This is a genomic window from Neptunomonas phycophila, assembly GCF_001922575.1.
GTDB classification, from domain to species: domain Bacteria; phylum Pseudomonadota; class Gammaproteobacteria; order Pseudomonadales; family Balneatricaceae; genus Neptunomonas; species Neptunomonas phycophila.
The window spans coordinates 26,465-52,212 of sequence record NZ_MRCI01000001.1; the positions used below are offsets into that span (position 1 = coordinate 26,465).

24 protein-coding genes are annotated in these 25,748 nt (G+C 46.9%); 20 read left to right on the forward strand and 4 right to left on the reverse strand.

Translation table 11 applies throughout. From position 1 onward, the window contains the following. Window positions 1–16: 16 nt before the first annotated feature. Window positions 17–1,681 carry a DNA repair protein RecN gene (gene recN, locus BS617_RS00130; protein ID WP_075170915.1) on the reverse strand — a complete coding sequence of 555 codons (1,665 nt, stop codon included), beginning with the start codon at window positions 1,679–1,681 and terminating at the stop codon, window positions 17–19. A 202-nt stretch (window positions 1,682–1,883) separates the two neighbouring features. Here recN and grpE point away from each other — a divergent pair, with 202 nt between their 5' ends. From grpE to BS617_RS00210, 16 genes are all read left to right on the forward strand, one after another. Next, complete coding sequence (gene grpE / locus BS617_RS00135) at window positions 1,884–2,474, forward strand: nucleotide exchange factor GrpE (RefSeq protein WP_075170916.1); 591 nt, start codon at window positions 1,884–1,886, stop codon at window positions 2,472–2,474. Window positions 2,475–2,588: 114 nt separating this feature from the next. Beyond that, window positions 2,589–4,502, forward strand: a complete 1,914-nt coding sequence (dnaK, locus tag BS617_RS00140) for a molecular chaperone DnaK (protein WP_075170917.1) — start codon at window positions 2,589–2,591, stop codon at window positions 4,500–4,502. 110 nt (window positions 4,503–4,612) lie between these two features. Then, a complete protein-coding gene (gene dnaJ / locus BS617_RS00145) occupies window positions 4,613–5,743 on the forward strand; it encodes a molecular chaperone DnaJ (RefSeq protein ID WP_075170918.1) in 1,131 nt (376 codons plus the stop codon). Between the two features lie 44 nt (window positions 5,744–5,787). Next, on the forward strand, window positions 5,788–6,609 hold the full coding sequence (gene cysE, locus BS617_RS00150) for a serine O-acetyltransferase (protein ID WP_075170919.1): 822 nt from the start codon (window positions 5,788–5,790) through the stop codon (window positions 6,607–6,609). A 15-nt stretch (window positions 6,610–6,624) separates the two neighbouring features. Continuing rightward, complete coding sequence (gene dapB, locus BS617_RS00155; protein ID WP_075170920.1) at window positions 6,625–7,425, forward strand: 4-hydroxy-tetrahydrodipicolinate reductase; 801 nt, start codon at window positions 6,625–6,627, stop codon at window positions 7,423–7,425. A gap of 146 nt (window positions 7,426–7,571) precedes the next feature. Next, entirely contained in the window at window positions 7,572–7,961 is a 390-nt protein-coding gene (locus BS617_RS00160) for a DUF3461 family protein (protein WP_075170921.1), read from the forward strand. Between the two features lie 240 nt (window positions 7,962–8,201). Beyond that, window positions 8,202–8,513 carry a YqfO family protein gene (locus tag BS617_RS00165; protein ID WP_075170922.1) on the forward strand — a complete coding sequence of 104 codons (312 nt, stop codon included), beginning with the start codon at window positions 8,202–8,204 and terminating at the stop codon, window positions 8,511–8,513. 46 nt (window positions 8,514–8,559) lie between these two features. Beyond that, a complete protein-coding gene (locus BS617_RS00170) occupies window positions 8,560–9,942 on the forward strand; it encodes a V-type ATP synthase subunit B (RefSeq protein ID WP_075170923.1) in 1,383 nt (460 codons plus the stop codon). Then, window positions 9,939–10,544 (forward strand): V-type ATP synthase subunit D, encoded by a 606-nt coding sequence (locus BS617_RS00175; RefSeq protein ID WP_075170924.1) that lies wholly within the window; start codon window positions 9,939–9,941, stop codon window positions 10,542–10,544. The genes BS617_RS00170 and BS617_RS00175 overlap by 4 nt, the downstream gene beginning before the upstream one ends. Further along, window positions 10,541–12,352 carry a V-type ATP synthase subunit I gene (locus tag BS617_RS00180; RefSeq protein ID WP_075170925.1) on the forward strand — a complete coding sequence of 604 codons (1,812 nt, stop codon included), beginning with the start codon at window positions 10,541–10,543 and terminating at the stop codon, window positions 12,350–12,352. The genes BS617_RS00175 and BS617_RS00180 overlap by 4 nt, the downstream gene beginning before the upstream one ends. Then, entirely contained in the window at window positions 12,340–12,786 is a 447-nt protein-coding gene (locus BS617_RS00185) for an ATP synthase subunit C (RefSeq protein WP_139303123.1), read from the forward strand. Before BS617_RS00180 ends, BS617_RS00185 begins: the two co-directional genes overlap by 13 nt. A gap of 6 nt (window positions 12,787–12,792) precedes the next feature. After that, the gene (locus BS617_RS00190; RefSeq protein WP_170870303.1) at window positions 12,793–13,476 is read left to right on the forward strand and encodes an ATPase; all 684 of its coding nucleotides are present in this window, start codon (window positions 12,793–12,795) and stop codon (window positions 13,474–13,476) included. Then, window positions 13,473–14,171: a hypothetical protein gene (locus tag BS617_RS00195; protein ID WP_075170927.1), complete on the forward strand. Its 699-nt coding sequence runs from the start codon at window positions 13,473–13,475 to the stop codon at window positions 14,169–14,171. Before BS617_RS00190 ends, BS617_RS00195 begins: the two co-directional genes overlap by 4 nt. Beyond that, window positions 14,168–16,042, forward strand: coding sequence for a V-type ATP synthase subunit A (locus BS617_RS00200; protein WP_075170928.1), 1,875 nt, complete (start codon window positions 14,168–14,170; stop codon window positions 16,040–16,042). The genes BS617_RS00195 and BS617_RS00200 overlap by 4 nt, the downstream gene beginning before the upstream one ends. Before the next feature lie 140 nt (window positions 16,043–16,182). Beyond that, entirely contained in the window at window positions 16,183–19,068 is a 2,886-nt protein-coding gene (locus tag BS617_RS00205; RefSeq protein WP_075170929.1) for a bifunctional diguanylate cyclase/phosphodiesterase, read from the forward strand. 63 nt (window positions 19,069–19,131) lie between these two features. Further along, window positions 19,132–20,040, forward strand: a complete 909-nt coding sequence (locus BS617_RS00210; protein WP_075170930.1) for a DMT family transporter — start codon at window positions 19,132–19,134, stop codon at window positions 20,038–20,040. On the opposite strand, the gene BS617_RS00215 is transcribed toward BS617_RS00210, so the two are convergent. Next, window positions 20,037–20,603 (reverse strand): NUDIX hydrolase, encoded by a 567-nt coding sequence (locus tag BS617_RS00215; RefSeq protein ID WP_075170931.1) that lies wholly within the window; start codon window positions 20,601–20,603, stop codon window positions 20,037–20,039. The two genes, BS617_RS00210 and BS617_RS00215, sit on opposite strands and share 4 nt — an antisense overlap. Window positions 20,604–20,686: 83 nt before the next feature. On the opposite strand from BS617_RS00215, the gene BS617_RS00220 reads away from it, so the two are divergent. From BS617_RS00220 to BS617_RS00230, 3 genes are read left to right on the forward strand one after another with little or no spacing between them, the layout of a single operon-like run. Continuing rightward, complete coding sequence (locus BS617_RS00220) at window positions 20,687–21,280, forward strand: CoA pyrophosphatase (protein ID WP_075170932.1); 594 nt, start codon at window positions 20,687–20,689, stop codon at window positions 21,278–21,280. A gap of 11 nt (window positions 21,281–21,291) precedes the next feature. Beyond that, window positions 21,292–21,507 (forward strand): DUF1289 domain-containing protein, encoded by a 216-nt coding sequence (locus tag BS617_RS00225; protein WP_075170933.1) that lies wholly within the window; start codon window positions 21,292–21,294, stop codon window positions 21,505–21,507. A gap of 37 nt (window positions 21,508–21,544) precedes the next feature. Then, complete coding sequence (locus tag BS617_RS00230; RefSeq protein WP_075170934.1) at window positions 21,545–21,853, forward strand: MTH1187 family thiamine-binding protein; 309 nt, start codon at window positions 21,545–21,547, stop codon at window positions 21,851–21,853. 25 nt (window positions 21,854–21,878) lie between these two features. Here BS617_RS00230 and BS617_RS00235 read toward each other — a convergent pair whose 3' ends face one another. Together BS617_RS00235 and BS617_RS00240 are read right to left on the reverse strand one after the other, a co-directional pair. Beyond that, window positions 21,879–23,153: an HlyC/CorC family transporter gene (locus BS617_RS00235; RefSeq protein ID WP_075170935.1), complete on the reverse strand. Its 1,275-nt coding sequence runs from the start codon at window positions 23,151–23,153 to the stop codon at window positions 21,879–21,881. Window positions 23,154–23,231: 78 nt separating this feature from the next. Then, a complete protein-coding gene (locus BS617_RS00240) occupies window positions 23,232–24,026 on the reverse strand; it encodes a cytochrome C assembly family protein (protein WP_075170936.1) in 795 nt (264 codons plus the stop codon). 182 nt (window positions 24,027–24,208) lie between these two features. Between BS617_RS00240 and ffh the strand changes: the two genes are divergently transcribed. Continuing rightward, entirely contained in the window at window positions 24,209–25,591 is a 1,383-nt protein-coding gene (ffh, locus tag BS617_RS00245; RefSeq protein WP_075170937.1) for a signal recognition particle protein, read from the forward strand. Window positions 25,592–25,748: the final 157 nt, after the last annotated feature.

Genomic DNA, 25,748 nt, shown 5'->3' on the forward strand with positions numbered 1-25,748 from the left:
GTGACGTGCCTCAGTCTTAATGGACGGTGCCTAACATTTCGCGCGCATGATCGATTGAGCGCTGTGTTACATCAATGCCGCCCAGCATCCTCGCCACTTCTTGAACACGCTCATCTTTAGCCAGCTCATTGATACGTGTATGAGTGGATGCACGGTCAGATCGTTTGCTGACAAACAAATGCTGGTGTCCTTGTGAGGCAACCTGCGGTTGGTGCGTGACGCAAAGTATTTGGGCCTGTTGACCCAGTTGGCGCAATAAGCGGCCAACGACTTCGGCGATGGCTCCACCGATACCGACATCTACCTCATCAAAAATGAGCGTGGGTGTGGTTGAACACTGGGCTGTAATTACTTGTATAGCTAGGCTGATACGTGACAGCTCACCACCTGATGCTATTTTGGCCAGCGGGCGAGGGGGTTGTCCTTTATTCGTCGTAATAAGAAATTCAACATCCTCAGCGCCAGTGGCTTGCGGTTTGTCCACAGGGTGCAGTGTGGCTATAAATGCCGCAGAGCTCATGCCAAGTAGGTGTAATTGCTCATCTACCAGCTTATTGAGTTTTTTGGCGGCTTTTTGGCGCAGTAACGTGAGTTTGGCGGCCGCTTGTGTGTAATCTTGCTGCAACTGTTCAACGTGTTGCGATAAGGCTTCTAGTGCTTCATCTGAATGATTGAGTTCATCAAGCTCGGTTTGCAATGCTTGATGAAATACGGGGATCTCTTCTGGTGTAATGCGATGTTTACGCGCTAACTCAAACAGGACGGAGAGGCGATCTTCAACCGCTTGCAAGCGCGACGGGTTCATTTCTACCCGGTCTAAGTAGTGTCGGAGTTCGTTGCCAGCTTCTTGGATTTGAATTTGAGCGCTTTGAAGTAGCTCAATGGTTTGGTTGATTGCTGGTGCCCCATTATTTAGGTTGGCGAGTGAGTGCAATGCTTGATTGAGCAGTTGCTCACAATTGTCACCATCGCCATCGGTCATTAAATTGAGCGAGTGGTGCCCGTTATGTAGAATTTCGCCTGCTTGGCTGAGTTCTTTTTGCTCTAACTCTAACTCGGCCAGCTCGTCGGTTTGTAAATTGATTTGATCAAGCTCTTCAACTTGATAACTAAGCAGCTGTACTTTGGCGTGATGCTCTGCGCTTTGGTTAAGCAACGTATTCAATTGCTTTTTTTGAGCGTTCCACTCGTTAAACAGTTGGGCGACTTTTTTGGCTTGGGCCGTGCTTTGTGAAAACTGATCGAGTAATTCTCGGTGGTGCTCTTTTTTAAGCAGGCGTTGGTGTTCGTGCTGGCCATGTATCGCAATGAGGTGTTCACCCAGCTGTTTTAGTGCATTCAATGGGCACGCTTGTCCGTTAATATAACTGCGCGAGCGTCCTTCCTTGGTGATAACACGACGAATAATGCATTCATTATCAGAGTCCAGATCTTGGCTGGCTAGCCACTCACGGGCTTCGGTTAGCTGGCTGATATCAAAGCTGGCTATGATTTCAGCACGTTCGGCACCTAAGCGAACGCTTCCGGCTTCGGCTCGGTCGCCCATCGTAAGGCCAAGGGCATCAAGCATAATCGATTTGCCAGCTCCTGTTTCGCCGCTGACGACGGTCATGCCTGCCTTTAAATCCAGATCAAGAGCTTCAACAATTGCAAAATTTCGAATCGATAGTTGTGCTAGCATCGCTAAACTCATACATGGTTATTTATACAGTGTTTATGTATAAGGCATTTTTAAGCGTTGCGCAATTGTTGATCAATAAAAAAGTGACTAACGGTAGACGTTTAGTAAAAAATTATCTGCCCAAGGGTTGAAACCCGTTGCTATGTCCCCATAAAACGCAGCAGTTAATGTTGAGTTTGATTGCGTTAAATCGGAGACCCCAATGGCTGAAGAACAGACAAAACCGAATGAGCCGACCCCTGAAGAAACAAACACTCAGGAAACGGACGCTGCTGACGTAGCAGAACAAGCGGCTGACGATGCGGCCAACGAAGTGGTTGCTGATGTTGAGGCGCTACAGCAGGCACTTGCCGCTGCGCAAGATGAAGTCGCAACACTGAAAGACCAGGCCTTGCGAGCAACCGCTGAACTACAAAATGTTCGCCGTCGTGCAGAGCAAGATGTTGAAAAAGCGCACAAATTTGGTTTGGATAAATTCACTAACGAAATGCTGCCTATCATCGATAGTTTAGAGCGCACGTTGGACGCTTGTAGCGTTGATGATGAGGCCACAAAAGCGTTGCGTGAAGGCGTTGAAATGACGCACAAAATGTTCGTCAGTGGTTTAGCTAAATTTAATATTGAACAAGTCGATCCGCAAGGTCAGCCATTCGATCCTGAATTGCACCAAGCAATGTCGATGGTACCGTCGCCTGACCATGAAGCAAACACCGTAATGGCGGTGATGCAAAAAGGTTACACAATGCACGGTCGTTTGATTCGCCCTGCCATGGTTGTTGTCGTTCAGGGTTAAAAAAATCGCCAAATTGCCTTGAAAAAACGTTTGGCGCAACCATATAGACATCAACGGTATTTAATTGATTGAACGCACGCTAAATAGCGGTGCTGAATAGTCGGAGTAAGAAACATGGGTAAAATAATCGGTATCGACTTAGGAACCACAAACTCCTGTGTAGCGGTTCTTGATGGTGAAAAAACACGCGTTATTGAAAACGCTGAAGGCGACCGCACAACGCCTTCAATTATTGCTTTTACAGATGGTGAAACATTAGTAGGCCAGCCTGCTAAGCGTCAGGCGGTGACTAACCCGCATAATACTTTATATGCTATCAAGCGTTTGATTGGTCGTCGCTTCAAAGACGACGTCGTACAAAAAGACATCAGCATGGTGCCTTACAAAATCATCGAAGCCGATAACGGCGACGCATGGGTTGACGTAAACGGCAAGAAAATGGCGCCTCCTCAGGTGTCAGCTGAAGTACTTAAAAAGATGAAAAAGACCGCCGAAGATTTCCTTGGCGAAGAAGTGACAGGTGCGGTTATCACGGTTCCTGCTTACTTTAACGATGCTCAGCGTCAAGCAACAAAAGACGCAGGTAAAATCGCTGGTCTAGACGTTAAGCGTATCATCAACGAGCCAACAGCCGCTGCATTAGCTTACGGTATGGACCAGTCTAAAGGCGATAAAACGATCGCTGTTTACGACTTGGGTGGTGGTACATTCGATATTTCTATCATCGAAATCGCAGATGTTGATGGTGAGCACCAGTTCGAAGTATTAGCTACAAATGGTGATACTTTCCTTGGTGGTGAAGACTTCGATATGCGTTTGATCGAGTACTTGGCTGCTGAGTTTAAGAAAGAAACCGGTATCGATTTGCACAACGATCCGTTGGCGCTACAACGTCTGAAAGAAGGTGCTGAAAAAGCGAAAGTTGAGTTGTCGTCTGCGCAGTCGACCGACGTAAACTTGCCTTACATTACGGCTGACTCTACTGGACCAAAACACTTGAACGTTAAGATTTCACGTTCGAAGTTAGAGTCTTTGGTAGAAGAGCTGGTTACTAACTCAATCAACCCTTGTCGCACTGCATTGAAAGATGCTGGTTTAAGCGCTTCTGATATCGACGAAGTTATCTTGGTTGGTGGTCAGACTCGTATGCCATTGGTTCAGAAAGTTGTTTCTGAGTTCTTTGGTAAAGACCCGCGTAAAGATGTAAACCCAGATGAAGCCGTAGCGATTGGCGCAGCTATCCAAGGTGCTGTACTGTCGGGTGATGTTAAAGACGTGCTTTTATTAGACGTTACACCGTTGACATTGGGTATCGAAACAATGGGCGGCGTGGCAACTCCGTTGATCGAGAAGAACACGACTATTCCAACGAAGAAGTCTCAAATCTTCTCTACAGCTGAAGACAATCAAAGCGCGGTAACCATCCATGTTGTTCAAGGTGAGCGTAAGCAAGCATCTCAGAACAAATCTTTGGGTCGCTTCGATTTGGCTGATATCCCACCGGCTCCACGTGGTGTTCCACAAGTTGAAGTAACTTTTGACTTGGATGCTAACGGTATCTTGAACGTGTCAGCTAAAGATAAAGCGACAGGTAAAGAGCAGTCGATCGTTATCAAAGCGTCTTCAGGCTTGAGCGATGAAGAAATTGAACAAATGGTTCGTGATGCAGAAGCTAACGCGGATGCTGATAAGCAGTTCGAAGAGCTGACTCAAGCGCGTAACCAAGGTGATGCAATGGTTCATTCAGCGAAGAAAACGCTGAAAGAAGCTGGCGATAAAGCCACAGCTGAAGAAACCGCTGCGATTGAAGCCGCAATCACTGCCTTGGAAGAAGCATTGAAAGCTGATGATAAAGCAGACATCGATAGCAAAACAGAAGCGCTAACTGAAGCGGTGTCTGGATTGGCTCAGAAGATGTATGCCGAAGCCGCTCAAGAAGGCGAAGCTCAGCCGCAAGGTGAAGAGCAAGCCACGGCTGATGACGCTGTCGATGCCGAGTTTGAAGAAGTGAAAGATGATAAGAAGTAAGCATCGCGCTTGCCCTAATCAGTAGTATGTGTGGCAGCGCGGGCTTTGGCCCGCGTTGTCGTGTCCGGCTCCCGGCGGGAGCTAACCGCTGAAGTAGAATAGAACCGGATATGTCTAAGAAAGATTATTACGACGTTTTAGGTGTTGATCGCAACGCCAGTGATCAGGAAATTAAAAAAGCATTTCGTCGCATGGCGATGAAGTTCCATCCTGACCGTAACCCCGATGACAAAACCTCTGAAGATAAGTTTAAAGAGGTTAATGAAGCCTATGAAGTATTGTCGGATGCCCAGAAAAAAGCGGCTTACGATCAGTATGGCCATGCGGGTGTCGATCCGAATATGGGCGGCGGGGGCGGCGGTTTTGACGGTGGCTTCTCGGATGTGTTTGGTGATGTGTTTGGCGATATCTTTGGTGGCGGAGGCGGCGGTGGCCGTCGTAGCTCAGTTCAGCGTGGTGCTGATCTGCGTTACACCATGGACTTATCACTAGAAGAAGCCGTTCGCGGTATCGAGAAAACGATCAAAGTGCCTACGCTTGTCGGTTGTGAGACCTGTGACGGTAGCGGTGCTAAGCCTGGTTCAAGTGCTAAAACCTGTAACACCTGTGGTGGTATGGGCCAAGTACGTATGCAGCAAGGGTTCTTCTCTGTTCAGCAGACCTGCCCTACATGTCGTGGTGAAGGTAAGATCATTTCTGATCCTTGTAACTCATGTCATGGCCAGGGACGCGTTAAGAAGACCAAAACGCTGTCTGTTAAGATTCCAGCGGGCGTTGATACGGGCGATCGTATTCGTTTATCCGGCGAGGGTGAAGCCGGCTCTCATGGTGGGCCATCGGGAGACTTGTATGTTCAGGTCAATGTACTTGAGCATCCTATCTTTGAGCGTGATGGTCGTCATTTATATTGTGAGGTGCCGATCAGCTTTGTTGATGCAGCCTTAGGCGGAGAACTGGAAGTACCGACATTAGATGGTCGTGTAAAACTGAAAGTGCCAGCTGAAACACAAACAGGTAAACTATTCCGCTTACGTGGAAAAGGTGTAGCACCTGTGCGTGGCGGTGGAGCGGGTGATTTGATGGTGCGTGTTGCTGTTGAAACCCCTGTGAAATTGACTTCTCGTCAGAAGGAACTGCTCAAAGAGTTCCAGGCGGCAACAGAAGAAGGCAGTAGTAACAGTAAGCACAGCCCTAAAAAGCATTCCTTCTTCGACTCAGTGAAGAAGTTCTTCGAAGATTGATCCTAACGGGCCGCTAAGCGGCCCGTTTAGTCTGGTGGATAAGCATGACCAACTTGACCATAGCGCCAGCTGATTTATGGCTGAGCATTCAGAAAGAAGCGCAGGCGGAGGTGTCAATAGAGCCTTTTCTCGCCAGCTTCTATCATTCCAGTATCATTAACCATAATGATTTGCAGTCTGCATTGTCTTTTATCTTAGCGAGTAAGTTAGCTGATGATGTGATGTCTCCTATATTGTTGCGCGAGTTGCTTGATCAAGCGATGGCAACTGATCCTTTCATTCTTAACGCGGCTTGTTTGGATATTATAGCGGTCCATACACGCGACCCAGCGGTGGATAAGTACTCAACAGTCTTGCTGTATCTCAAAGGGTTTCATGCTTTGCTGTCACATCGAGTGGCGCATTGGCTATGGGGTCAGGGCCGGCGTTCGATGGCGTCTTATATTCAAAGTCGCGTAAGTTCTGTGTTTCAGGTGGATATTCATCCGGCTGCCATTATCGGATCAGGCGTCATGTTTGACCATGCTACCGGTATTGTTGTGGGTGAAACCTGTGTCATTGAAAATGATGTATCGATTTTACAATCGGTGACTCTAGGTGGTACCGGAAATGAAACGGGTGACCGTCATCCTAAGATTCGCGAAGGCGTACTGATTGGAGCGGGTGCTAAAATCTTTGGTAATATCGAAGTAGGCAAAGGGGCAAAAGTGGGCGGCGGAAGTGTGGTTTTAGACGATGTACCACCGTGCAAAACCGTTGTTGGTGTGCCTGCTCGGGTGGTTGGGTCATCGGGATGCGATAAACCCGCGCTCGACATGAACCAGCGCTTTGATCTTGAAAAAAATGATGATGTTGTTGCTAAATAATACGGAATTAAAAACATGAGAGTCGCAGTTATTGGTGCCGCTGGGCGCATGGGTAAAACGCTTATAGAGGCTGTATGCCAAGCCGAAGGCGTGACGCTAGGGGCCGCAATTGTGCATCCTGAAAGCTCGTTAATCGGTGCGGATGCAGGGGAATTGGCTGGTGTCGGTCGCCAAGGCGTTGCATTAGTTGGCAGTCTAGAGGCGGCTAAAGACGACTTTGATGTGTTAATTGATTTTACTACACCCGCACTGACTCAACAGAATCTTGATTTTTGCGTTGCCCATAGCAAAAAGATTGTGATTGGCACAACCGGTTTAAACGACGCGGAAACAGCGCATTTAAAAGCGTGTGCAGATAAAACAGCAGTGATGTTTGCACCCAATATGAGTGTGGGTGTGAATGTGTGTTTTAAAGTTTTAGAGCTTGTCGCGAAAACGTTGGGCGATGATTACGATATTGAAGTAATAGAAACGCATCATCGTCATAAAGTGGATTCTCCATCGGGAACGGCGTTGCGCTTAGGCGAAGTGGTCGCTGATGCGTTAGGACGGGACCTTAAAGAATGCGCCGTGTATGGCCGCGAAGGACAAATAGGGCCTCGTACGCAAAAAGAGATTGGTTTCGAAACCGTTCGAGCCGGCGATGTGGTGGGTGATCACACTGTGTTATTTGCAACTGAAGGTGAGCGGGTTGAGATAACGCATAAAGCGAGCAGTCGTATGACCTTTGCTAAAGGCGCGGTGCGTGCTTGTGGTTGGTTAGCCGGTAAAGAAGTAGGCTTGTTTGATATGCAAGATGTGCTGAATTTACGCTAATTGCCAGAAAAAATTTTGTTAAAAGCTGCCTTTTCGCAGCTTTTTTTGTTTTTGCGACATATCTGCATTCAGCCATACCACATAAGCTGTGACAGGGTCTATACTTGCACAATTGATTAATAAATAACCATGCTGGAGAGTAAAGCGTGTCTGCTGAAAAGTTTCCCATCTTAAAAGAGATGGGCATTGATGATCCTTATGATATCGAACGATATACGGCCCGTATTGAAGGTGAGTCTGATGTGTTAAAGATTTACTTCCACCGTCATCAGGGCGACTGGGTTACAAAAAGTAAGAAGTTTAAGTTTAAACGTACTCATAAAACGTTACGTGTTAACGAAGGGCGTGTGCCGTACATTGATACGACTGAGTCGTCGCCTTATTTTCTTCATGCGGTTGATGAGCTTGATAAGTTAGTTGCTGAAGAACGTAACACACAGTCGCGTAAAGAGCGCTTGTTAGAAGAAATGTCGCATTTAGAAAAAGTGGTCGAGCGTAAGCTGGCTGATATGCGTCGTCAAATCGAAGAGCTTTAACTGTTTAGTGTGGTAGTTTTATCCTGTTAGGATGAGACTACCGCTCACTTTCCCTGCGCCATCTTTCCCCCCCCTCTTTTTTGAATTTTACCCGCGCTACTTTTCTGGCTTGTCTCTTTCTTTATTTTAATGATGAGCGATAACCTTGCTATCCTGTCTAATAAGAATGGCTGTGTACTTTCGCTAGCGGCTGCTTCGCTGCGCTAGATCAATATTCATTTTTATGGAAAACGGTACTGTATGTATAAGTTAGCTTTTTTTGTTCCCGAGTCTCATTTGGAGTCTGTAAAAGCGGCTCTGTTTGAGCAGGGTGCAGGCAAAATTGGGGATTATGAACATTGCTGTTGGCAAGTGCTTGGTGAAGGTCAGTTTCGACCGACAGAAGGGAGTCAGCCATTTATCGGTCAATTTGGCTGTGTTGAGAAAGTTCCCGAATGGAAAGTCGAGATGGTATGCAAGGACGAGTTAGTCCCAACGTTAATCGCAACGCTCAAGTCATCGCACCCTTATGAAACAGTGGCTTACGACGTGTGGAAACTCGCCGATTTTTAATTAGGCTCTTTCTTGCTTTTGGAGACGAGCCGCAAGGAGGTTGGCTTTGTCTCTTAATAGTTCTCAGTGGTTGGTTCGTTACTCCCGCATTTTAGAGATTGTGGGGGATATCGTTAAATTAGAAGTACCACTCAATGACCAGGGACAATCTGGAGTTTGTTTTGGTGATTTAGCCATTATCGAAAGTGAATCTTCCGGGCACCTAGGTTCATTTCTAGCGCAAGTCATCCTGCTCGAACAGTCTCATATTTCACTCCAGGTTTTTTCTGGAACAAAAGGTTTGTCCACACACTCCTCTATTCGCTTCCTTGGGCACTCTATGGAGGCGGTATTTTCCCCTCATATTTTAGGTCGTATTTTTACCGGTACTGGAGCGGCGCTTGATCATGGGCCATCGTTAGCGGATGAGCCCAAAGTAGCAATCGATGGGCCTACCGTGAATCCGGCGAGGCGAGTCTTAGCGTCCAAAATGATTCGTACGAATGTGCCTATGATCGATGTCTTCAATTGTTTGGTTGAGAGCCAGAAAATTCCTATTTTCTCTGTTGCGGGGGAGCCATACAACACCTTGCTGGCGCAAATCGGAGCACATGCGGATGCTGATATTCTTGTGTTTGGTGGGATTGGCCTAACATTTGATGATTACTATGCGTTTCGCGGAGCCTTTGATGAAGCCGGTGTGCTCGCCAAAACCGTGATGTACATTCATCAAGGATCGGATCCAGTAGTCGAAGCATTACTTATCCCTGATATGGCGCTAGCCGTGGCCGAACGCTTTGCCGTAGAGGAAGGCAAGCGGGTGTTGGTTTTATTAACTGATATGACAGCCTATGCCGATGCGTTAAAAGAGGTCGGCATAGCCTTGGAGCATGTACCGTCAAACCGAGGTTATATTGGCGATCTGTATTCACAGCTTGCTAAACGTTATGAGCGAGCTTGTGATTATCAAGGCGCAGGCTCGGTCACAATATTGTCCGTGACCACCATGCCTGGTGGTGATGTTACGCACCCTGTGCCGGATAACACAGGATATATTACAGAGGGGCAGTTTTATTTACATGATGGTGTGATCGATCCATTTGGCTCTTTATCTCGTCTTAAACAGCATGTGATAGGTAAAGAGACGCGCGAAGATCATGGTCAGATAATGAATACGATGATTCGTTTTTATGCGGCCTCAGAAGAAGCGGCGCAAAAGCAAGCCATGTCATTTGATCTGAGCGAGTACGATAAGCGGTTGTTGGCTTTTGGTGCTCAATTTCGCGAACGTTTTATGGACATTAGCGCGTCAATGCCATTGGAGGCCGCGCTTGATTTGAGTTGGTCGACGCTGGCAGAGCATTTTCAACCGGATGAGTTGTTAATGAAACAAGCGCTAGTTGATAAATATTTACCCAAGAAAGCTATCGCAGAGGTGGAGAACTCATGAGCCGCCTTTCGTTAAATAAAAGCACGCTAAATCGCGAAGTAGGCCAGCTCGTGGTGTATCAGCGTGTTGTTCCTGCGCTAGACATGAAGCGAAAGCAACTGATGGCTGCTCGTTCAAAAGCGCGTAATGCGTTGGCGACGGTTGCCCAAGAACAAAGTGTGCTAGAAGCGAGTGTCATTAAGAATTTCCCCGCGTTAGATCAAAGTACGTTGGCTTTGGGTGAGGTAGTGCAGATCACTGAGCTGGTTTATGGCGAAGATAATATCGTCGGGTTAGTGTTGCCGCGGCTGGATAAGGTGGTCATTGAGCATGTCGATATGTGTCGGCCCGCTACGCCTATTTGGAGTGATTTGTTAATTGAGGTATTGGAGCAGTCATGCCGATTATGGTTAGACTATCAGGTGCTCAGGGAGCGTTTGCAGCGTTTGGATGCGGCTGTTTTAAAGGCGACGCAGCGATTAAATTTATTTGAAAAAGTGCTTATTCCGCGTGCACAAAAGAATATTCGCCGCATACGTATTGCGTTAGCTGATAATGAAAGGGCTGCTGTGGTACGAGCCAAAATCGCAAAGCAAAAGCGTCGGCAGTTTGTATCGTTATGAGTATTCAGCGCCTCTGCCACATTAATCTCATTGGTTTACAACAACAGAAATTGAGCGTTCTGGACGATTTGCAGGCGTTAGGGATGTTGCACCTAGAGCCCGCAGGCTTGGATGCCTCTGTTGATGGCCCCAATGAGACATTTGTTGACACTGCAACGTCAGCATTTGGCTCGATAACCCCCGAAGATGCTAAGCAAGCGGTAAGTTATTTGGCTGCTTGCCAGCGTATTCGCCGACAAGAGTTATTTGATCAAAGTTTTGATCCCGAGCGCTTAGTTAATGAGGTGTTAGTCAATCGACAAAAAGCCCGAGACTTAGCCGATCAGCGTATTTTTCTGCAACGACGCATTGCTGATTTACGACCTTGGGGGAACTTTGAATTACCCGACCTGGATGCTCTTGAAGGCCAGCGCTTGTGGTTTTATCAAGTGCCTTTGTATCGCTTAAAGGAAATGACGGCGGTGTCTTTAGTATGGCAGCAAGTACATAAAGACCACCGCTATGCTTATGTTGTCGTTATTTCAGAGGTAGAGCCTGCAAGCAATGCGTTACCTGTAGCGAGAACGCATACGGGGAGCATTTCATTATCTACTTTGGAAGATCAGTTAGTTCAAACACATCGGGATGAAGAGCAGGTGATGATAGAGCGTGAATCGTTAAGCCGTTGGCTTTTCTGTTTACAGTACTCATTAGCCAAGGTCGATGATCAGTATCAATTACGTTTAGCGGAACAAGGCGTGTGGCAATCGGAAGCGCTTTTTGTTGTTTCTGCGTGGGTTGCCGAAGATGACTGTCCTGCATTGCAAGCGTTTGCCCGCCGTCATGGATTAGCACTGCAGCAGCGTAGCCCTAAGAAACATGAAACCCCGCCCACATTGCTTAAAAACCCTGCCTGTGTTGCGGCTGGAGAAGACCTAATTGGCTTTTTCAAGCTGCCTTCCTACCGAGGCTGGGACCCGTCTAGGTTGGTGTTTTTTTCATTCGCCTGTTTTTTTGCCGTGATTATGTCAGATGCAGGCTATGCCGCTTTAATAGCGCTTGGGCTAGCTTTTTATTGGCGCAAACTTGGGCACTCTCAATCAGGAAAGCGTATCCGTGCGCTTGTGTTGACGTTAGCAACAGCCGGGTTGGTGTGGGGTGTGCTCGTGGGTGGGTACTTTGGTGCAGATCCGCCAACGGCTTGGCTGGCGTCGTTAAAAGTAGTAGATATCAATGATTTTAGCAGCATGATGACGCTTTCCATTGTGATTGGGGTTGTGCATTTGGTGATCGCTAATTTGCTACAAATGTGGATGCGACGTTTTCATTTACACATGCTTGCCTCGTTTGCATGGGTTGTTGTTTTAATCGTTTCGTTGTCCGCATGGCTAACTCACATCACGCCTTGGCACCAAGGTGCTATAGCGCTCGCCTTAGTCTTAATAGTTCTGTGTTCATCGTCGCAATCCGGTTGGGGTAAGCAGCGTTGGATTAGCGGCCTGTTAGGGTTATCGAATTTGAGTAAGTTGTTTGGTGATGTGCTGAGTTATTTGCGCTTGTTTGCGTTGGGGCTTGCTAGTGCCTCGTTAGCGGTAACGTTTAATCAATTGGCGAGCCAAGTTGCCGGCGCCATGCCTGAATTAGGTGTGCTTTTCTATGTGTTAATACTGCTGATAGGGCATCTGCTCAATTTTACCTTAACGGTAGTAAGCGGGGTTATTCATGGCTTGCGACTTAACTTAATCGAATTCTTTAATTGGAGTTTAGCGGACGAGGGCTATGCCTTTCGTCCGTTTAAAAAACAGGAGGTGGTACCGTGGAAAACCTAATGTTAATGCTTGGGTGGGCGGGCTTGTATGCACCAATGGCGCTAGGGTCGTTGGGGAGTATTTTAGGGTGTTCGTTGGCGGGTCAAGCGGCTTGCGGGGCCTTAGTTGAAACTGATTCAGGACACGGGCGCTATATTGGTATCTCGGCCATGCCGTCTTCGCAGTCTATCTTTGGCATTGTCGTGATGTTCTCGCTGAATAGAGAGCTTTCGATAGCCAACGCCCCGGGGATCGCGGCAATTGGTTTGTTATGCGGAGCCGCTTTACTCGTCAGTGGTATTTATCAAGGACGTTGCTGTGCGGCGGCTATTAATGTTTCCCGTATTAAACCCGAGATTTTTGGTTTGTCATTAGCCCCGGCTGCCATAGTGGAAGGCTTTGCGGTTTTCGTGTTTATTTTTGCGTTGGTATTGAGCGGTAGTTTACCTGCATAGGAGGCGATGATGACTGATCAACAAGCCGCCTCGTATGGCGTAGAGGAACTAATAACACGGTTAAAAGAAAAGGGCGTTTTGGCGGGACAACAAGAAGCCGCCAAGTTAATAAAGGAAGCACAGCAGCGTGCGGACTGGTTAATTGCTCAGGCTCAACAAGAGGCTGATCATTTGATAAAAGAAGCCAAAGCCTCTATCGCACGAGAACACAAAGCCTCTGAGGAGGCATTGCGTATGGCTGCCCGCGATGTTCAATTGCATGTGAAAGAAACATTAGTGACAGGTTTTTCTGAGCAGTTAGGGCGTTTGGTTTGCGACCAAGTATTGGATGACCAGCTGTTGGCACAGATGATTTTAGAGTTAGTTGTACAAGCCAAAACCACGCTTGATCTTGATAATCAGGCGCAAATAACGCTTCTGTTACCTGAACAAAAAGTCGGGTTAGCCGAGTTACGCAATAACCCCAAAGCCTACAATCAAGATGTATTGAGCCACTTTGTTCAAGCGTTAACGGGCGAGCAGTTACGCCAAGGTATCACCTTAGCCACTCATGATGGAACGGGCATTAAAGTTCGCCTACGCGAGCAAGCGATAGAAGTTGAGTTGACTGACCAAACCCTAACCGCACTTTTATTGGCGCATTTGCAACCAAGATACCGGGCGCTGTTAGAAGGGGTTATTCGCTCATGAGTCATTACATAACGATAATTACATCATTGCCTTATTTAGCCCCGCTGTCTGCTAACAAGGCTTTACCTATTTCTCGCATTGGCTTAGAGCAACGCTTAGCCGCTCTATCAGAGGCTGACCGTCAGCAATTAGCCGTCATGGAGTCTCTGTTCTCATTGTCTGTTGAAACATTGAAAACCAACCAGCAGTGGGCCGATTTTTGGCGACAACAATGCCAGAGTATTGAGTCTGATGTCTTAAAAGACTTTTTTCAGCGTATGGGGGAGGCGCTAGCGCTTTTATCGGTTGTGAGAGAGCGGCTGCTTGGCTATCAACCTCTAACACTCGTATACGGGCGCTATCAGCCACAAGTGACAAAACGTTCAGGTGACGTATTGTTTGGTTTGGAGGCGCAATGGCCTGAGGTTGCGGCCGTTGCCCAAGCACTGGCTGAAAAGAAGGCAAAGAAGGCCAGCCGGTTGTTTGATCAGTGGTTGTGGAACCAGCTCATACTGTGCGAGCAAAGTGAGATGTTTCGATACGAGAATATAGTGAGTTATGTATTGCGCTGGCGCCTTGTTGAGCGGGCAAAAGTATCGAAGCTGGGAGTTATGAAGGGTGATGAGAGTAAGTCGTCTTTGTTTTTATCGATGCGTGACAGTGTAATTAATCGAGCTAATAGCTCACTAACTCCGTTTATGCAGGAGGCGTTATGAGTCAATTATCGGCCTCAAGAACCGAGGGCATTGACGTCCGCGCTACTGTTAAGGGAGTACGCGATGATATTGTCACTATTCAATTATTAACAGACGAGCAGGGCGATTTTTATCCCATTATAAAAAATGAGTTGGTCCATATTTGCCCTCAACGTCGTGCTGATGATGAACGCCAAGAATACTTAAAAGCTGAAGTTTTGCGTGTGCGTTTGGGCGAGGCGGATGTGCAGGTATTTGAGAGCACACGGGGAGTTGCGGTAGGTGACCCCGTCGAACAAACGGGAGATATGTTATCTGTGTTGCTGGGCCCTGGTTTATTAGGGCAGGTTTATGACGGTTTACAGAATCCATTAGAGGTTATTGCTTCTGGTCATGGTTATTTTTTGCCTCGTGGTTTAGATGTTTCGGGGATTGATACCTCTAAAAAATGGGCATTTCAGCCGCGTGTGAGTGTTGGAGCGCGCGTATCAGGTGGGGACTGTTTAGGCGTCGTTCAAGAAGGACGCTTTACGCACCAAATAATGGTGCCCTTTCAGCTAAGTGGTGAAGCGGAGGTGAGCTGGATACAGGAAGGGAGTTTCACGGTAACCACGGTGGTTGCTCGTTTGCGAAGCGTATCTCATCGACGTCACGCCAATTCTTTACAAACTGACGGCCTTTCTGCGCAAGATGACGTTATTGAGGTCTCAATGATGCAGCGTTGGCCTGTCCGTATTCCGTTGAGCACACCTATGCTCAAATCGGGACGCTCTCAGCGCTGTTACCCCAATGTTCCTCTGCTCACTTCTATTCGTTTGGTAGATACATTCTTTCCGGTAGCTAAAGGGGGTACTGCCTGCATTCCCGGGCCTTTTGGCGCCGGTAAAACGGTACTCCAAGGACTGATAGCGCGATTTTCTGATGTCGATATCGTTATTATCGTCGCGTGTGGTGAGCGGGCGGGTGAAGTTGTTGAAACGATTACAGAGTTCCCGAATATGCCTGATCCAAAAGGGGGAACCTTAATGGATCGAACCATTATTATTTGCAATACCTCATCCATGCCGGTAGCTGCACGTGAAGCCTCTATTTACACAGGACTAACGTTGGCTGAGTATTATCGGCAGATGGGGTATAACGCCTTGTTAATTGCCGACTCAACCTCCCGGTGGGCGCAAGCTATGCGAGAAACATCGGGGCGCTTAGAAGAAATACCAGGTGAAGAGGCTTTTCCCGCTTATTTAGACTCGTCAGTTAGGGCGCTTTACGAGCGCGCTGGGGTTATCCAAAACAATGCCGGGCAGCAGGGGACTTTAACCATGATAGGCACTGTGTCTCCTGCTGGTGGCAACTTTGAAGAGCCCGTAACCCAATCGACGTTGCGGGCGGTAAAAACTTTTTTAGGATTGAGCGCTGATCGTGCTTACAAACGTGCATATCCGGCAATCGATCCTCTATTGTCATGGTCGCGTTACACTGATCAAGTATCCGGCTGGTATACATCCACGTTAGGCGATGATTGGCTGTTGCGCGTAAGTGAGGCTCAACAATGGTTGCGGGACGCACAAGCTATTGAGCAAATGATGCAAGTGACAGGTGAAGAAGGAGTCACCTTGGAGGATTACTGCACGTTTTTAAAAGCAAAGTTTCTGGATGAAGTGTTTTTACAACAAGATGCTTTTGATACGGTAGATGCTTCTACACCTATGTCTCGCCAGAATGAACAATTGCGGCTTATTCAGCGTGTCATGGATAGCTTACCGGCTTTTGATGATAAAGCCGCAGCGCAGCATTACTTTATGCGGATAACAGGACTTTTCAAGAACTTAAATTACAGTGCAGAAACCAGCCCGGATTACGCGACCTTCAAAGCTCAGCTTTTCTCAAAATGATAGTAGAGCATCGTTCGGCAATTCTATTAAGTTTGCGTTCATATTGGTAATCTCTGCTACAATTACAGTTTTGAATATGAAGGCACGTTTTCGGCCAATGTCGGGAATGCTGCGTTGTTGTAAGAGTAGCTTAGTAGAATATGACGGTGCCTACCGACTTAGTGTCACTTCCTAAATACCTAACCAGTCGCGTCACTGTTTTTGTGATGGTCATTTTGGCGTGCTTTGTTGGTATGTTTATCGCGACAATCTTGCGGATAAACCAAGCTGCTGTATTAAATGAGAACCCTTTAGGCTCGTCTGGACTATTGGCAATTACCCAAAATCGCTTACAAAACGAAATGGGGTCGCTGCAAGACTACCTAGCCTATATGCATGGCCAGTCTGAGCAAGACCTTAAAGAGCAACTGCAAGCGCAAGTGGTACAGGCGCATGGTCATGCCACTTATCTATATAATCGCTTTCAGGGCGCACTTTCCCAATCTGAACTGCAAAGCTTGCTTGTTGAGACACTGCGTCGCTGGCGTTTTAAACAAGGGCGCGGCTATCTTTTTATCGATGATATGCAGGGGCTTTGCATTTTATTACCCTCTAACCCCTCCCTTGAAGGAATGTTGCTAAAAGATAATCAAGATGATCAGGGAACATTCATCATGAGAGCCATACTGGATGCGGTTAAAAACCCGGAGGGGGCGGGGTTTGCTCGTTACCGTTGGTATATGCCTTATCACGGCTCGCAGATGTACGATAAGGTTTCTTATATAAAATATTTTGAACCCATGGACTGGGTTATTGGAGCCGGTGATTATTTAGAGATCGCTCAGCAAGAGATTCAAGCGAAAGCCCTGCAGCGCGTTGCGAGTATGAATATAGGCCAACGAGGTGCTTTTACGGTGCTTGATAAGGCGGGCCATATTCTTTATAGCCCGACCATAGAAGCTTCGGCGGAACGTCAGCATTATACCCAAGTGGAGGATTTAGCATTTCGATCTCTGATGCGAGAGATGTTGTTAATTTCCCAAAAGGGAGGCGGCTTTAGTGAGTATGATTGGTTTGAAAACGGGAATGATGAGTCGATAACAAAGTTAGCGTTGGTAAAAGATTTTGAGCCGTGGGGTTGGGTTGTTATCGCAGATATGTATCCCGATGAAGACCAGATCGAACACGCGGGATGGGTGGCGTTAAGTTCGCCGTATGTCAGCTATATTAAGCAGATTTCTGGTGTAACTATAGCCGTTATAATTCTGTTAGTAGGTTTAGTGTGGCGTTATCGCCTTGCGCTGATTAAGTTGCAGCAAGGGGTTTCTAGTCAAGCCAGCGATGCTCAACTGGCCTTCTCACGTACACGTCAAGAACTTGATATTGCCGCCTGTGTTTTCGATACCTCGCGCGAGGGTATTATGGTGACAGATGCCGATAATCTCATCGTCGCCACTAACCCCGCGTTTACTAAAATAACAGGCTATGAGCAAAGCAGCGTTCTTGGAAAAAACCCTAGTTTTTTATCCTCTGGTCAGCAAACAAGCGAATTTTATCGTGCTTTGTGGAGTAGTTTAGCGGTATTTGATCAATGGCAAGGTGAGATATGGAACCGCACCAAGCAGGGCGATATATATTTACAGCAAATGGCAATTTCGGTGTTCCGTGATGATCAAAAGCGTATTAAAAATTACATTGCTACGTTTAGTGATCGGTCAGAACATGTGTTGGCGGAGCAGCAATTAAAGTATTTAGCTGAGTATGATGACTTAACCGGCTTGCCTAACCGACGCTTGTTGCATGATCGCGTTAAGCAGTACATTGATCTTTCAGAACAGCGTGGCATGCAAAAGTTTTCGCTGCTTTTTATTGATCTAGACCGTTTTAAAAATATTAATGACTCTTTAGGTCATAATGTGGGTGATGTTGTTCTGAGACAAATAGCTGAACGTCTAAACAGCATTGTTCGAGATGTTGACAGCGTGGCGCGTATTGGCGGTGATGAGTTCGCCATTCTGCTAACCGTACGCCGAGAGGAAGTATTAAGTGCTGCTGCTAATTTATCAGAACGTTTGATGAAGTCGTTGTCTGCGCCAATTTACAGTGATGATTTGGAGCTAACGGTAACGCCAAGTATTGGAATTACGTTGTTCCCTGATGACGGAAATACAGCCGATACGTTGTTTAGAAATGCGGATACTGCTTTGTACCATGCCAAAGAGCAAGGCCGTAACAACTACCAGTTTTACAGTGTTGAAATGAACGAAAAAGCATCCAGTCGTCTTAGGGTGGAGCATGGTTTACGTCAGGCATTAGAGCATCAAGAGTTTTTCCTTGCTTATCAGCCTTTGTACTCGTTGATCGATGGTCGTGTTACCGGGTGTGAAGCGCTCATTCGCTGGAAACATGAGGGGAAACTCATGCCGCCTGCTGAGTTTATACCCTTGGCTGAAGAGGTAGGATTAATCAATGGTATCGGTGATTGGGTGCTTCATGAAGCTTGTCGTCAAGGTGCTTATTGGCGCGAGGCCGGTGTAGATATACCGTGTATTTCTGTCAATGTGTCGGGTGCGCAATTTAAAGAAAGCTTGCTTACCACAGTGACTCGCGCTTTAGAAAAAACAGGTTTCCCTGGAGAAAGCTTGGTTTTAGAGTTAACGGAAACAGCGTTGATGCTCGATACCGCGAAAACCGAACGCATACTACTGACGTTGCAGAAAATGGGGGTACGTATTGCTTTGGACGATTTTGGTACAGGATATTCTAGTTTGGCATACCTAAAGCGGTTTCCTATCGATAAATTGAAGATTGATCGAGCCTTCATCGATGGGCTGCCTCATGATTCGGATGACAAAGCTATTACGGCCTCTATCCTAGATGTTTCGCGACATTTGGGCTTGGAGACCGTTGCTGAAGGGGTTGAAACCCAAGAGCAAGCTGCTTACCTAACCGCTAACGGATGTGATGTAGCTCAGGGGTATTTCTATTCCTATCCATTGTCACCAGATGAACTAGAAACTGTTATTAGTAAGTCTAATGCCATTTAAGTTTTATTTGTTTGGCTAATTTCTATCTTCCTGTAATCTCCCTTTTTTTACAGTGAGGTAGTTATGTTTTCACTCTGGATTCCCGTATCTAGTCTGTTGGTCGCCATGGCGCTTTGGTCGAGCTCTTTTATTGCTCTGAAAATGGCGTTTGTTCATTATGACCCAATGGTAGTAATTTTTGGGCGTATGTTTGTGGCCGCTGTCTGCTTTATGTTTTTTTTAAAAGCAGTGATGCGGTTTGAGTATCGCTCGGGGGATTGGCGCCTATTGCTGTTGATGGTCGCGAGTGAGCCTTGCCTGTATTTTTTATTTGAAGCCCATGCATTACAAAATACCAGTGCTACTCAGGCCGGTATGATAACGGCGTTAGCGCCCTTGTTAGTGGCTATGGGGGCTTTGATTTTTTTGGCTGAGCGGCTCCATAAAATGGCGTGGGTGGGCTTTGCTGTTGCGGTTATTGGGGCTGTTTGGCTCAGTATGGCTGGCGACGAAAGCGAATCTGCTCCTAATCCATTGTGGGGGAACTTCCTTGAGTTCTGTGCCATGGTATGTGCAACCTGCTACACCTTGTGTTTGAAGCATTTGTCTACTCGTTATTCCACTTGGTTTTTGACGGCCATGCAGGCGTTTTGCGGGACGATATTTTTTGCTCCCTTCTTGTTTTTGCCAAGTACGCAATTGCCTACGCAGGTGGTTCCAGAGGGGATTTGGCCCATCGTGTATTTGGGAACATTGATAAATATTGGCGCTTACGGCTTGTTCAACTTTGGTGTGTCGCGAATTAACGCGGGGCAAGCATCAGCCTTTATCAATCTAATACCAGTGTTCACGCTGGGCTTGGCGTTCTGGCTGTTAGGCGAGCGTCTAAATGGTCAGCAGTTAATCGCTTCGTTATTGGTACTAGGCGGTGTTCTCTTGAGCCAATGGCAACCGAGGAAATCTAAAAAAGATAAAGTGGCATCTTTTGCCTAGGCATTAGCTTCGCGTATATATTCTCCTGGAGCCGTATCAAGAAGCACCGTATGCAATGGGAACTTGCCGTTCTTTTTGTCCTCAATATAAAAACGCAAGGCATTGTGGATGGTTTGAAAGGCAAGCTGGTCCCATGGAATCTCGTTGATATGGAAGAGCTCCACTTCGAGCGACTCTTCGCTGGCGGCATATTCGGGGGAAGTAAGCTCTGCAAGGTAGAGCATTTGTACTTGGTTTACGTGGACGATTGATGTCAGTGTATACAGTTTTCTAATGGTGACACTGGCGCATGCTTCCTCAAAAGTTTCTCGTAGAGCGGCTTGTTCTACGGATTCATTATTTTCCATAAAGCCGGCCGGTAGTGTCCAATAGCCGATTCGCGGCTCAATAGCGCGCTTGCACAGCAGTATATACTCTTCCTGATAGACTGGTAGGCAACCCGCTATGATATTGGGGTTGGAGTAATGGATAGTCTCACAGGCATGGCATACGTGGCGGGGTCTGTTATCACCCGCTGGTACCTCGACCGAAACCGGTTGCCCGCATTCACTGCAAAAATTCATGAGTGCTATCCTTACCTGTATAAAAGTCTAAGTGAAGTAGTGGCGCAAGGGTATGATAGTTCGCCTTGTGCTAAGGTGATTTTATGATAAACCAATTACGCCAGCGGTTGGCTATTTATAAACCGCGTTTGATTACCGCGCGTAAACCTCAAGCCAGTGTGCTAATAGCACTAACAAACGAGCCAGACCCGCATGTGATCCTAACACGTCGCTCTGCTAAGCTTTCGACGCACAGTGGCGAAGTCGCCTTCCCAGGTGGTAAGCAAGATGCGACTGATCCGGATTTAAAGTTTACGGCCTTACGTGAGGCCGAAGAAGAAGTCGGTTTGCTGCCCCATCGTGTTGAGATATTAGCGCAATTAGGGCAGGTTGTGTCGTTGCATCAAGTGGTGGTAACGCCTTGGGTGGGGATTGTTGAGCCGGATGAGCCGTTAACGGCAAACCTCGACGAGCTGGATGAAATTTTTCGTGTGCCACTGTCTTTTTTTATGCAGGATACCCGACACCATACGGATGAGATTCTATTCAAAGGGAAAACACGTTATGTACCTGCTTATCAATATGATGGTCATATAATTTGGGGGCTGACGGCGTTTATGCTGGTAGAATTATTGAATGTAGGCTTGGATGCTGGCATTCCTATGAAGCCAAGACCTGAGCATGAAAGCGACTGCTAGAGTTAAGTTAAATGACGATAAAAAGTACCTCCGCAAGTGGTAACCCTTCCCAGACTAAACCTGTACCTAATCCATGTGTAGGTGTCTGCGTATTAGATATGAATGATATTTGCACAGCTTGTCATCGCTCAGGCATGGAGATCGCTGAGTGGGGTTTACTGAGCGACGATCAAAAGCGTGAAGCTTGGCAGAGAATTGTGCGGCGAGAAAACGGTGAAGTATGTTAGTACTTACTCATGATCTTTTTGCCGTTTAGGAGGCGTTATGAATGTCATGATAGATCTTTGTGTTGTGCCGCTGGGTGTTGGTGTTTCTGTTTCACCCTACGTGGCCGAATGCCAGCGTATTATTAAAGCGTCTGGTCTATCTCATCAAATGCACGCATATGGAACGAATATCGAAGGTGAGTGGGATGCTGTTTTTGCTACCGTCAAACAGTGTCATGAAGCGGTACACGGTATGGGCGCACCACGGATCACTACCTCAATACGCGTTGGGACGCGCGTTGATCGCGAGCAGACTATCGCTGATAAAGTGCAAAGTGTTTATGAGAAGTTAGACGCTGCAGATTAGCTAGCCGTAATCTGCAGCGCTTGGGTTAATCGTCTAGGTCTTCGACGGGTAACGGAATGATTTTTGCCGACTTGATCAGGTTGTCAGTCATTTGTAATGTTTCGATCTGATAGCGGCCTATTTGCAAGCAAACGTTTGCATCAGGGATAGATTCGAGCGTTTCTATAATTAACCCATTGAGGGTTTTAGGGCCGTCAGTGGGTAGCTCCCAGTCAAGTGATTTGTTGATCTCTCGAACATACGCCGAGGCTTCAATAAAGAAGCTTCCGTCTTCTTGGCGGTGGATATCGTTATTGTCTTCACGGTGTTCCGCCGATAGTTCGCCAACAATTTCTTCCAGAATGTCTTCAAGGGTTGCTATGCCTTGGACGTCACCGTATTCATCCACAACAAGGCCAATACGACGGCTTCCTTTTTGGAAATTGAGCAATTGGGTTTGCAGTGGAGTACCTTCCGGAATGAAGTAAGGCTCTCTGATAACTTGCAAAATAGAGGCTTTGTTGACCGTGCCCTGTTGGATGAGCTGAGCGAGGTTACGCATGTGTAGAATGCCCACCACCCGGTTGATATCGCCGTTATAGACGGGAAGGCGGGTATGCTGCGTATGGGAAAGTCTATCGAGAATTTCATCGAGCTCTAAATCTAAATCAATCCCTTGTATTTCACTACGAGGGATCATGATGTCATCAACGGTTACGTCATTGAGCTCTAAAACACCTAGCAGCATTGATTGCTTACGCTTGGGCAGCAACGCGCCTGCTTCATTCACTAAGGTGCGCAGTTCTTCTGAGCTAATGTGGTGGTCGCCACTTCCTGCCGTGCTGATCCCAAAAATTTTAAGAATAGTATTGGTAATACCATTGACTACCCACACCAGAGGGTAGCTTATTTTAAGCAGCGGAATTAGAAGGTAGCTCGCCGGGAATGCTATTTTTTCTGGGTACAAAGCGGCGACCGTTTTAGGTGACACTTCTGCGAATATAAGAATAACAATGGTCAGGGCTGCGGTGGCTATCGCAATACCCGCATCACCCCATAAACGAACCGCAATGACAGTTGCAATGGCAGATGCCAAAATGTTGACAAAGTTATTGCCGATTAAGATGACGCCGATTAAGCGGTCTGGCCGGTCCAGTAACTTACTTGCTTGACGAGCACCGCGGTGCTTTTGTTTAACAAGATGTTTTAACCGATAACGGTTAAGTGACATCATGCCTGTTTCTGAGCTGGAAAAGAATGCTGAACAGAGAATCAGGAAGCAGAGAACTCCGAGAAGAAATCCTATTGATGCGTCTTCCAAAACTTAGGGCCTTAACTTAAAAATGGAGACTCATTGTCAGTATCCCCAGCGGCGCTGTCAATACGCTGATGCGCTTGATTAACCACCATAGATAAGATCAATTACTAACTTAGAACCAAAGAAGCCAAGCATTAGAATCACGAACCCCGAAATTGTCCAGCGTACGGCGCGCTGACTGCGCCACCCACGCATTAATCGACCCCACAATAAGACGGCATAAAGCAGCCAAGCAATAATGGATAAAGCTGTTTTATGAACCAAATGTTGGGCTAATAAATCATCAACAAATAGGAAGCCTGTGATCAGCGATGCTGATAGTAGCCCCATTGCAATCCAAAGCATTTCAAATAATAAACGCTCCATTGTTTGAAGCGGGGGTAATGAGGCGACTAACCCACGTGTGTGGTGTTGTTTTAAAGCTTGATCTTGACGAGACAATAGAATGGCTTGGAAGGTAGCTACGGTAAACATGCTATAAGCTAAAATGGATAACAGTATGTGAAAAATCAAACCACCGCGGTATAAGTGTGGCTCACCTAATTCAGGACCCCAAACAGCCAACCCAGCTGCTAAGGCGGCCATCGGTAAAACACCAATAAACAAATTGTCTATTTTTTGGCGCAAGCTACTGAGTGTGACAATGACCGCTACCAACCAGGCTATTAACGATCCTGCGGCAAAAAAGCCAAGATTGATGCCATTGGGCTGGTGGAGTGTGTGATAAATCGAAAAAGTATGAAGAACGACAGCGGTAGTGGCCACGGCTCTAACGGCAAACCCAGAGGTGCGTTTGTTACCCTTTAATACTGTCCACTGTAGCGTGGCCGCAACCAAATATAATAAAACCGCTAACAGCGTTGAAATTAAAAGCATGAAGTCCTCCTGATAGACGCCGTAGTTTGGCACAAATAGAAGGTATAGGAAATAATGGGGTGTGGTGCTCTATTACACTAGGCTATAATGAGCGCCATATTTAAGCATTTAAGGTAAACCGTAACGCAATCCCTGATTTTTATAGCTGATGTTGGTGGGAATGCGGGGTATCAGAGGCGACTATGTTTGAGAACCTGTCAGAACGATTAACGAAAACGCTCCGTGCTGTTACGGGGCAGGCAAAACTGACCGAAGACAATATAAAAGATACGCTACGTGAAGTGCGTATGGCGTTGCTTGAAGCCGATGTGGCGCTTCCCGTTGTTAAAGATTTTGTGAATGGGGTCAAGGAGCGAGCGGTAGGTCAAGAGGTCTCTAAAAGTCTAACTCCGGGCCAAGTTTTCGTTAAAATTGTTAACGAAGAACTCGTGCGTGTCATGGGGGAAGCAAACGAGGCGCTAAATCTAGCGGCTAAGCCGCCTGCCGTCGTATTAATGGCGGGCTTGCAAGGGGCGGGTAAAACGACCTCGGTTGCCAAATTGGCGCGCTTGTTAAAAGACCGTGAAAAGAAGAAGGTCTTGGTTGTCTCTGCCGATGTATATCGTCCGGCGGCCATTAAGCAATTAGAGACCTTAGCTGGTGAAGTGGGGGTTGAATTCTACCCGTCAACGGCTGATCAAAAGCCAATTGATATAGCTAATAATGCTATCCAACATGCCCGTCTGCAGCATTTTGATGTGCTATTGGTGGATACTGCAGGCCGTTTGCACGTTGATGAAAGCATGATGGGCGAGATCAAAGAGCTCCACAGCGCGATTAATCCAGTAGAAACCCTGTTTGTGGTCGATGCCATGACCGGTCAGGACGCAGCTAATACTGCACGAGCATTTAATGAAGTCTTGCCACTTACCGGTGTTATCCTCACGAAAGCTGATGGTGATGCGCGCGGCGGTGCTGCATTATCTGTGCGTCATATCACAGGTAAGCCGATTAAATTCATCGGTATGGGCGAAAAAGTCGATGCGCTAGAACCTTTTTATCCAGACCGTTTAGCGTCACGAATCCTTGGTATGGGGGATGTGCTATCTCTTATTGAGGAAGCCGAGCGCAAGATTGATAAAAACAAAGCTGAAAAATTCGCCCAGAAAATTAAGAAAGGCAAAGGCTTTGATTTAGAAGATTTCCGTGAGCAGTTGCAGCAAATGAGCAACATGGGCGGCATGATGGGTATGTTGGATAAGCTGCCTGGTATGGGGCAATTGACTCAGCAAGCGGATACAGCCCAAGCAGAAAAAGGCATGAAGCAAATGGAGGTGATTATTAACTCCATGACGCAAAAAGAACGCCGTAACCCCGACATTATCAGTGGTTCTCGTAAAAAGCGTATTGCAATGGGATCTGGAACCCAGATTCAAGATGTGAATCGTCTGCTAAAACAGCACAAGCAAATGTCAAAAATGATGAAAAAGTTTTCGGGCAAAGGTGGCATGTCTAAGATGATGCGTGGCATGAAAGGTATGATGCCACCGGGCATGGGTGGAGGCGGCGGCTTCCCTCGGATGTAGTCTGAATAAAAAATAATCAGAAAGCTTTAATTAGGGGGCGGGTTCGAGTAGAATTCGCCCCCTATAATTTTTATGCCTGCATTGTCTTGCTAGTTTAGTCGGGCGATGTGGAAATCAAACGCAGGGCGATACCAAAACCCCGCATAAATAAAGGGAT

Excerpts from the sequence above, each read along its gene's own strand:
- recN (WP_075170915.1), bottom strand. The coding sequence starts at position 1,681 with ATGCTAGCACAACTATCGATTCGAAATTTTGCAATTGTTGAAGCTCTT.
- grpE (WP_075170916.1), top strand. The coding sequence starts at position 1,884 with ATGGCTGAAGAACAGACAAAACCGAATGAGCCGACCCCTGAAGAAACA.
- dnaK (WP_075170917.1), top strand. The coding sequence starts at position 2,589 with ATGGGTAAAATAATCGGTATCGACTTAGGAACCACAAACTCCTGTGTA.
- dnaJ (WP_075170918.1), top strand. The coding sequence starts at position 4,613 with ATGTCTAAGAAAGATTATTACGACGTTTTAGGTGTTGATCGCAACGCC.
- cysE (WP_075170919.1), top strand. The coding sequence starts at position 5,788 with ATGACCAACTTGACCATAGCGCCAGCTGATTTATGGCTGAGCATTCAG.
- dapB (WP_075170920.1), top strand. The coding sequence starts at position 6,625 with ATGAGAGTCGCAGTTATTGGTGCCGCTGGGCGCATGGGTAAAACGCTT.
- BS617_RS00165 (WP_075170922.1), top strand. The coding sequence starts at position 8,202 with ATGTATAAGTTAGCTTTTTTTGTTCCCGAGTCTCATTTGGAGTCTGTA.
- BS617_RS00175 (WP_075170924.1), top strand. The coding sequence starts at position 9,939 with ATGAGCCGCCTTTCGTTAAATAAAAGCACGCTAAATCGCGAAGTAGGC.
- BS617_RS00180 (WP_075170925.1), top strand. The coding sequence starts at position 10,541 with ATGAGTATTCAGCGCCTCTGCCACATTAATCTCATTGGTTTACAACAA.
- BS617_RS00190 (WP_170870303.1), top strand. The coding sequence starts at position 12,793 with ATGATGACTGATCAACAAGCCGCCTCGTATGGCGTAGAGGAACTAATA.
- BS617_RS00195 (WP_075170927.1), top strand. The coding sequence starts at position 13,473 with ATGAGTCATTACATAACGATAATTACATCATTGCCTTATTTAGCCCCG.
- BS617_RS00200 (WP_075170928.1), top strand. The coding sequence starts at position 14,168 with ATGAGTCAATTATCGGCCTCAAGAACCGAGGGCATTGACGTCCGCGCT.
- BS617_RS00205 (WP_075170929.1), top strand. The coding sequence starts at position 16,183 with ATGACGGTGCCTACCGACTTAGTGTCACTTCCTAAATACCTAACCAGT.
- BS617_RS00210 (WP_075170930.1), top strand. The coding sequence starts at position 19,132 with ATGTTTTCACTCTGGATTCCCGTATCTAGTCTGTTGGTCGCCATGGCG.
- BS617_RS00215 (WP_075170931.1), bottom strand. The coding sequence starts at position 20,603 with ATGAATTTTTGCAGTGAATGCGGGCAACCGGTTTCGGTCGAGGTACCA.
- BS617_RS00220 (WP_075170932.1), top strand. The coding sequence starts at position 20,687 with ATGATAAACCAATTACGCCAGCGGTTGGCTATTTATAAACCGCGTTTG.
- BS617_RS00225 (WP_075170933.1), top strand. The coding sequence starts at position 21,292 with ATGACGATAAAAAGTACCTCCGCAAGTGGTAACCCTTCCCAGACTAAA.
- BS617_RS00230 (WP_075170934.1), top strand. The coding sequence starts at position 21,545 with ATGAATGTCATGATAGATCTTTGTGTTGTGCCGCTGGGTGTTGGTGTT.
- BS617_RS00240 (WP_075170936.1), bottom strand. The coding sequence starts at position 24,026 with ATGCTTTTAATTTCAACGCTGTTAGCGGTTTTATTATATTTGGTTGCG.
- ffh (WP_075170937.1), top strand. The coding sequence starts at position 24,209 with ATGTTTGAGAACCTGTCAGAACGATTAACGAAAACGCTCCGTGCTGTT.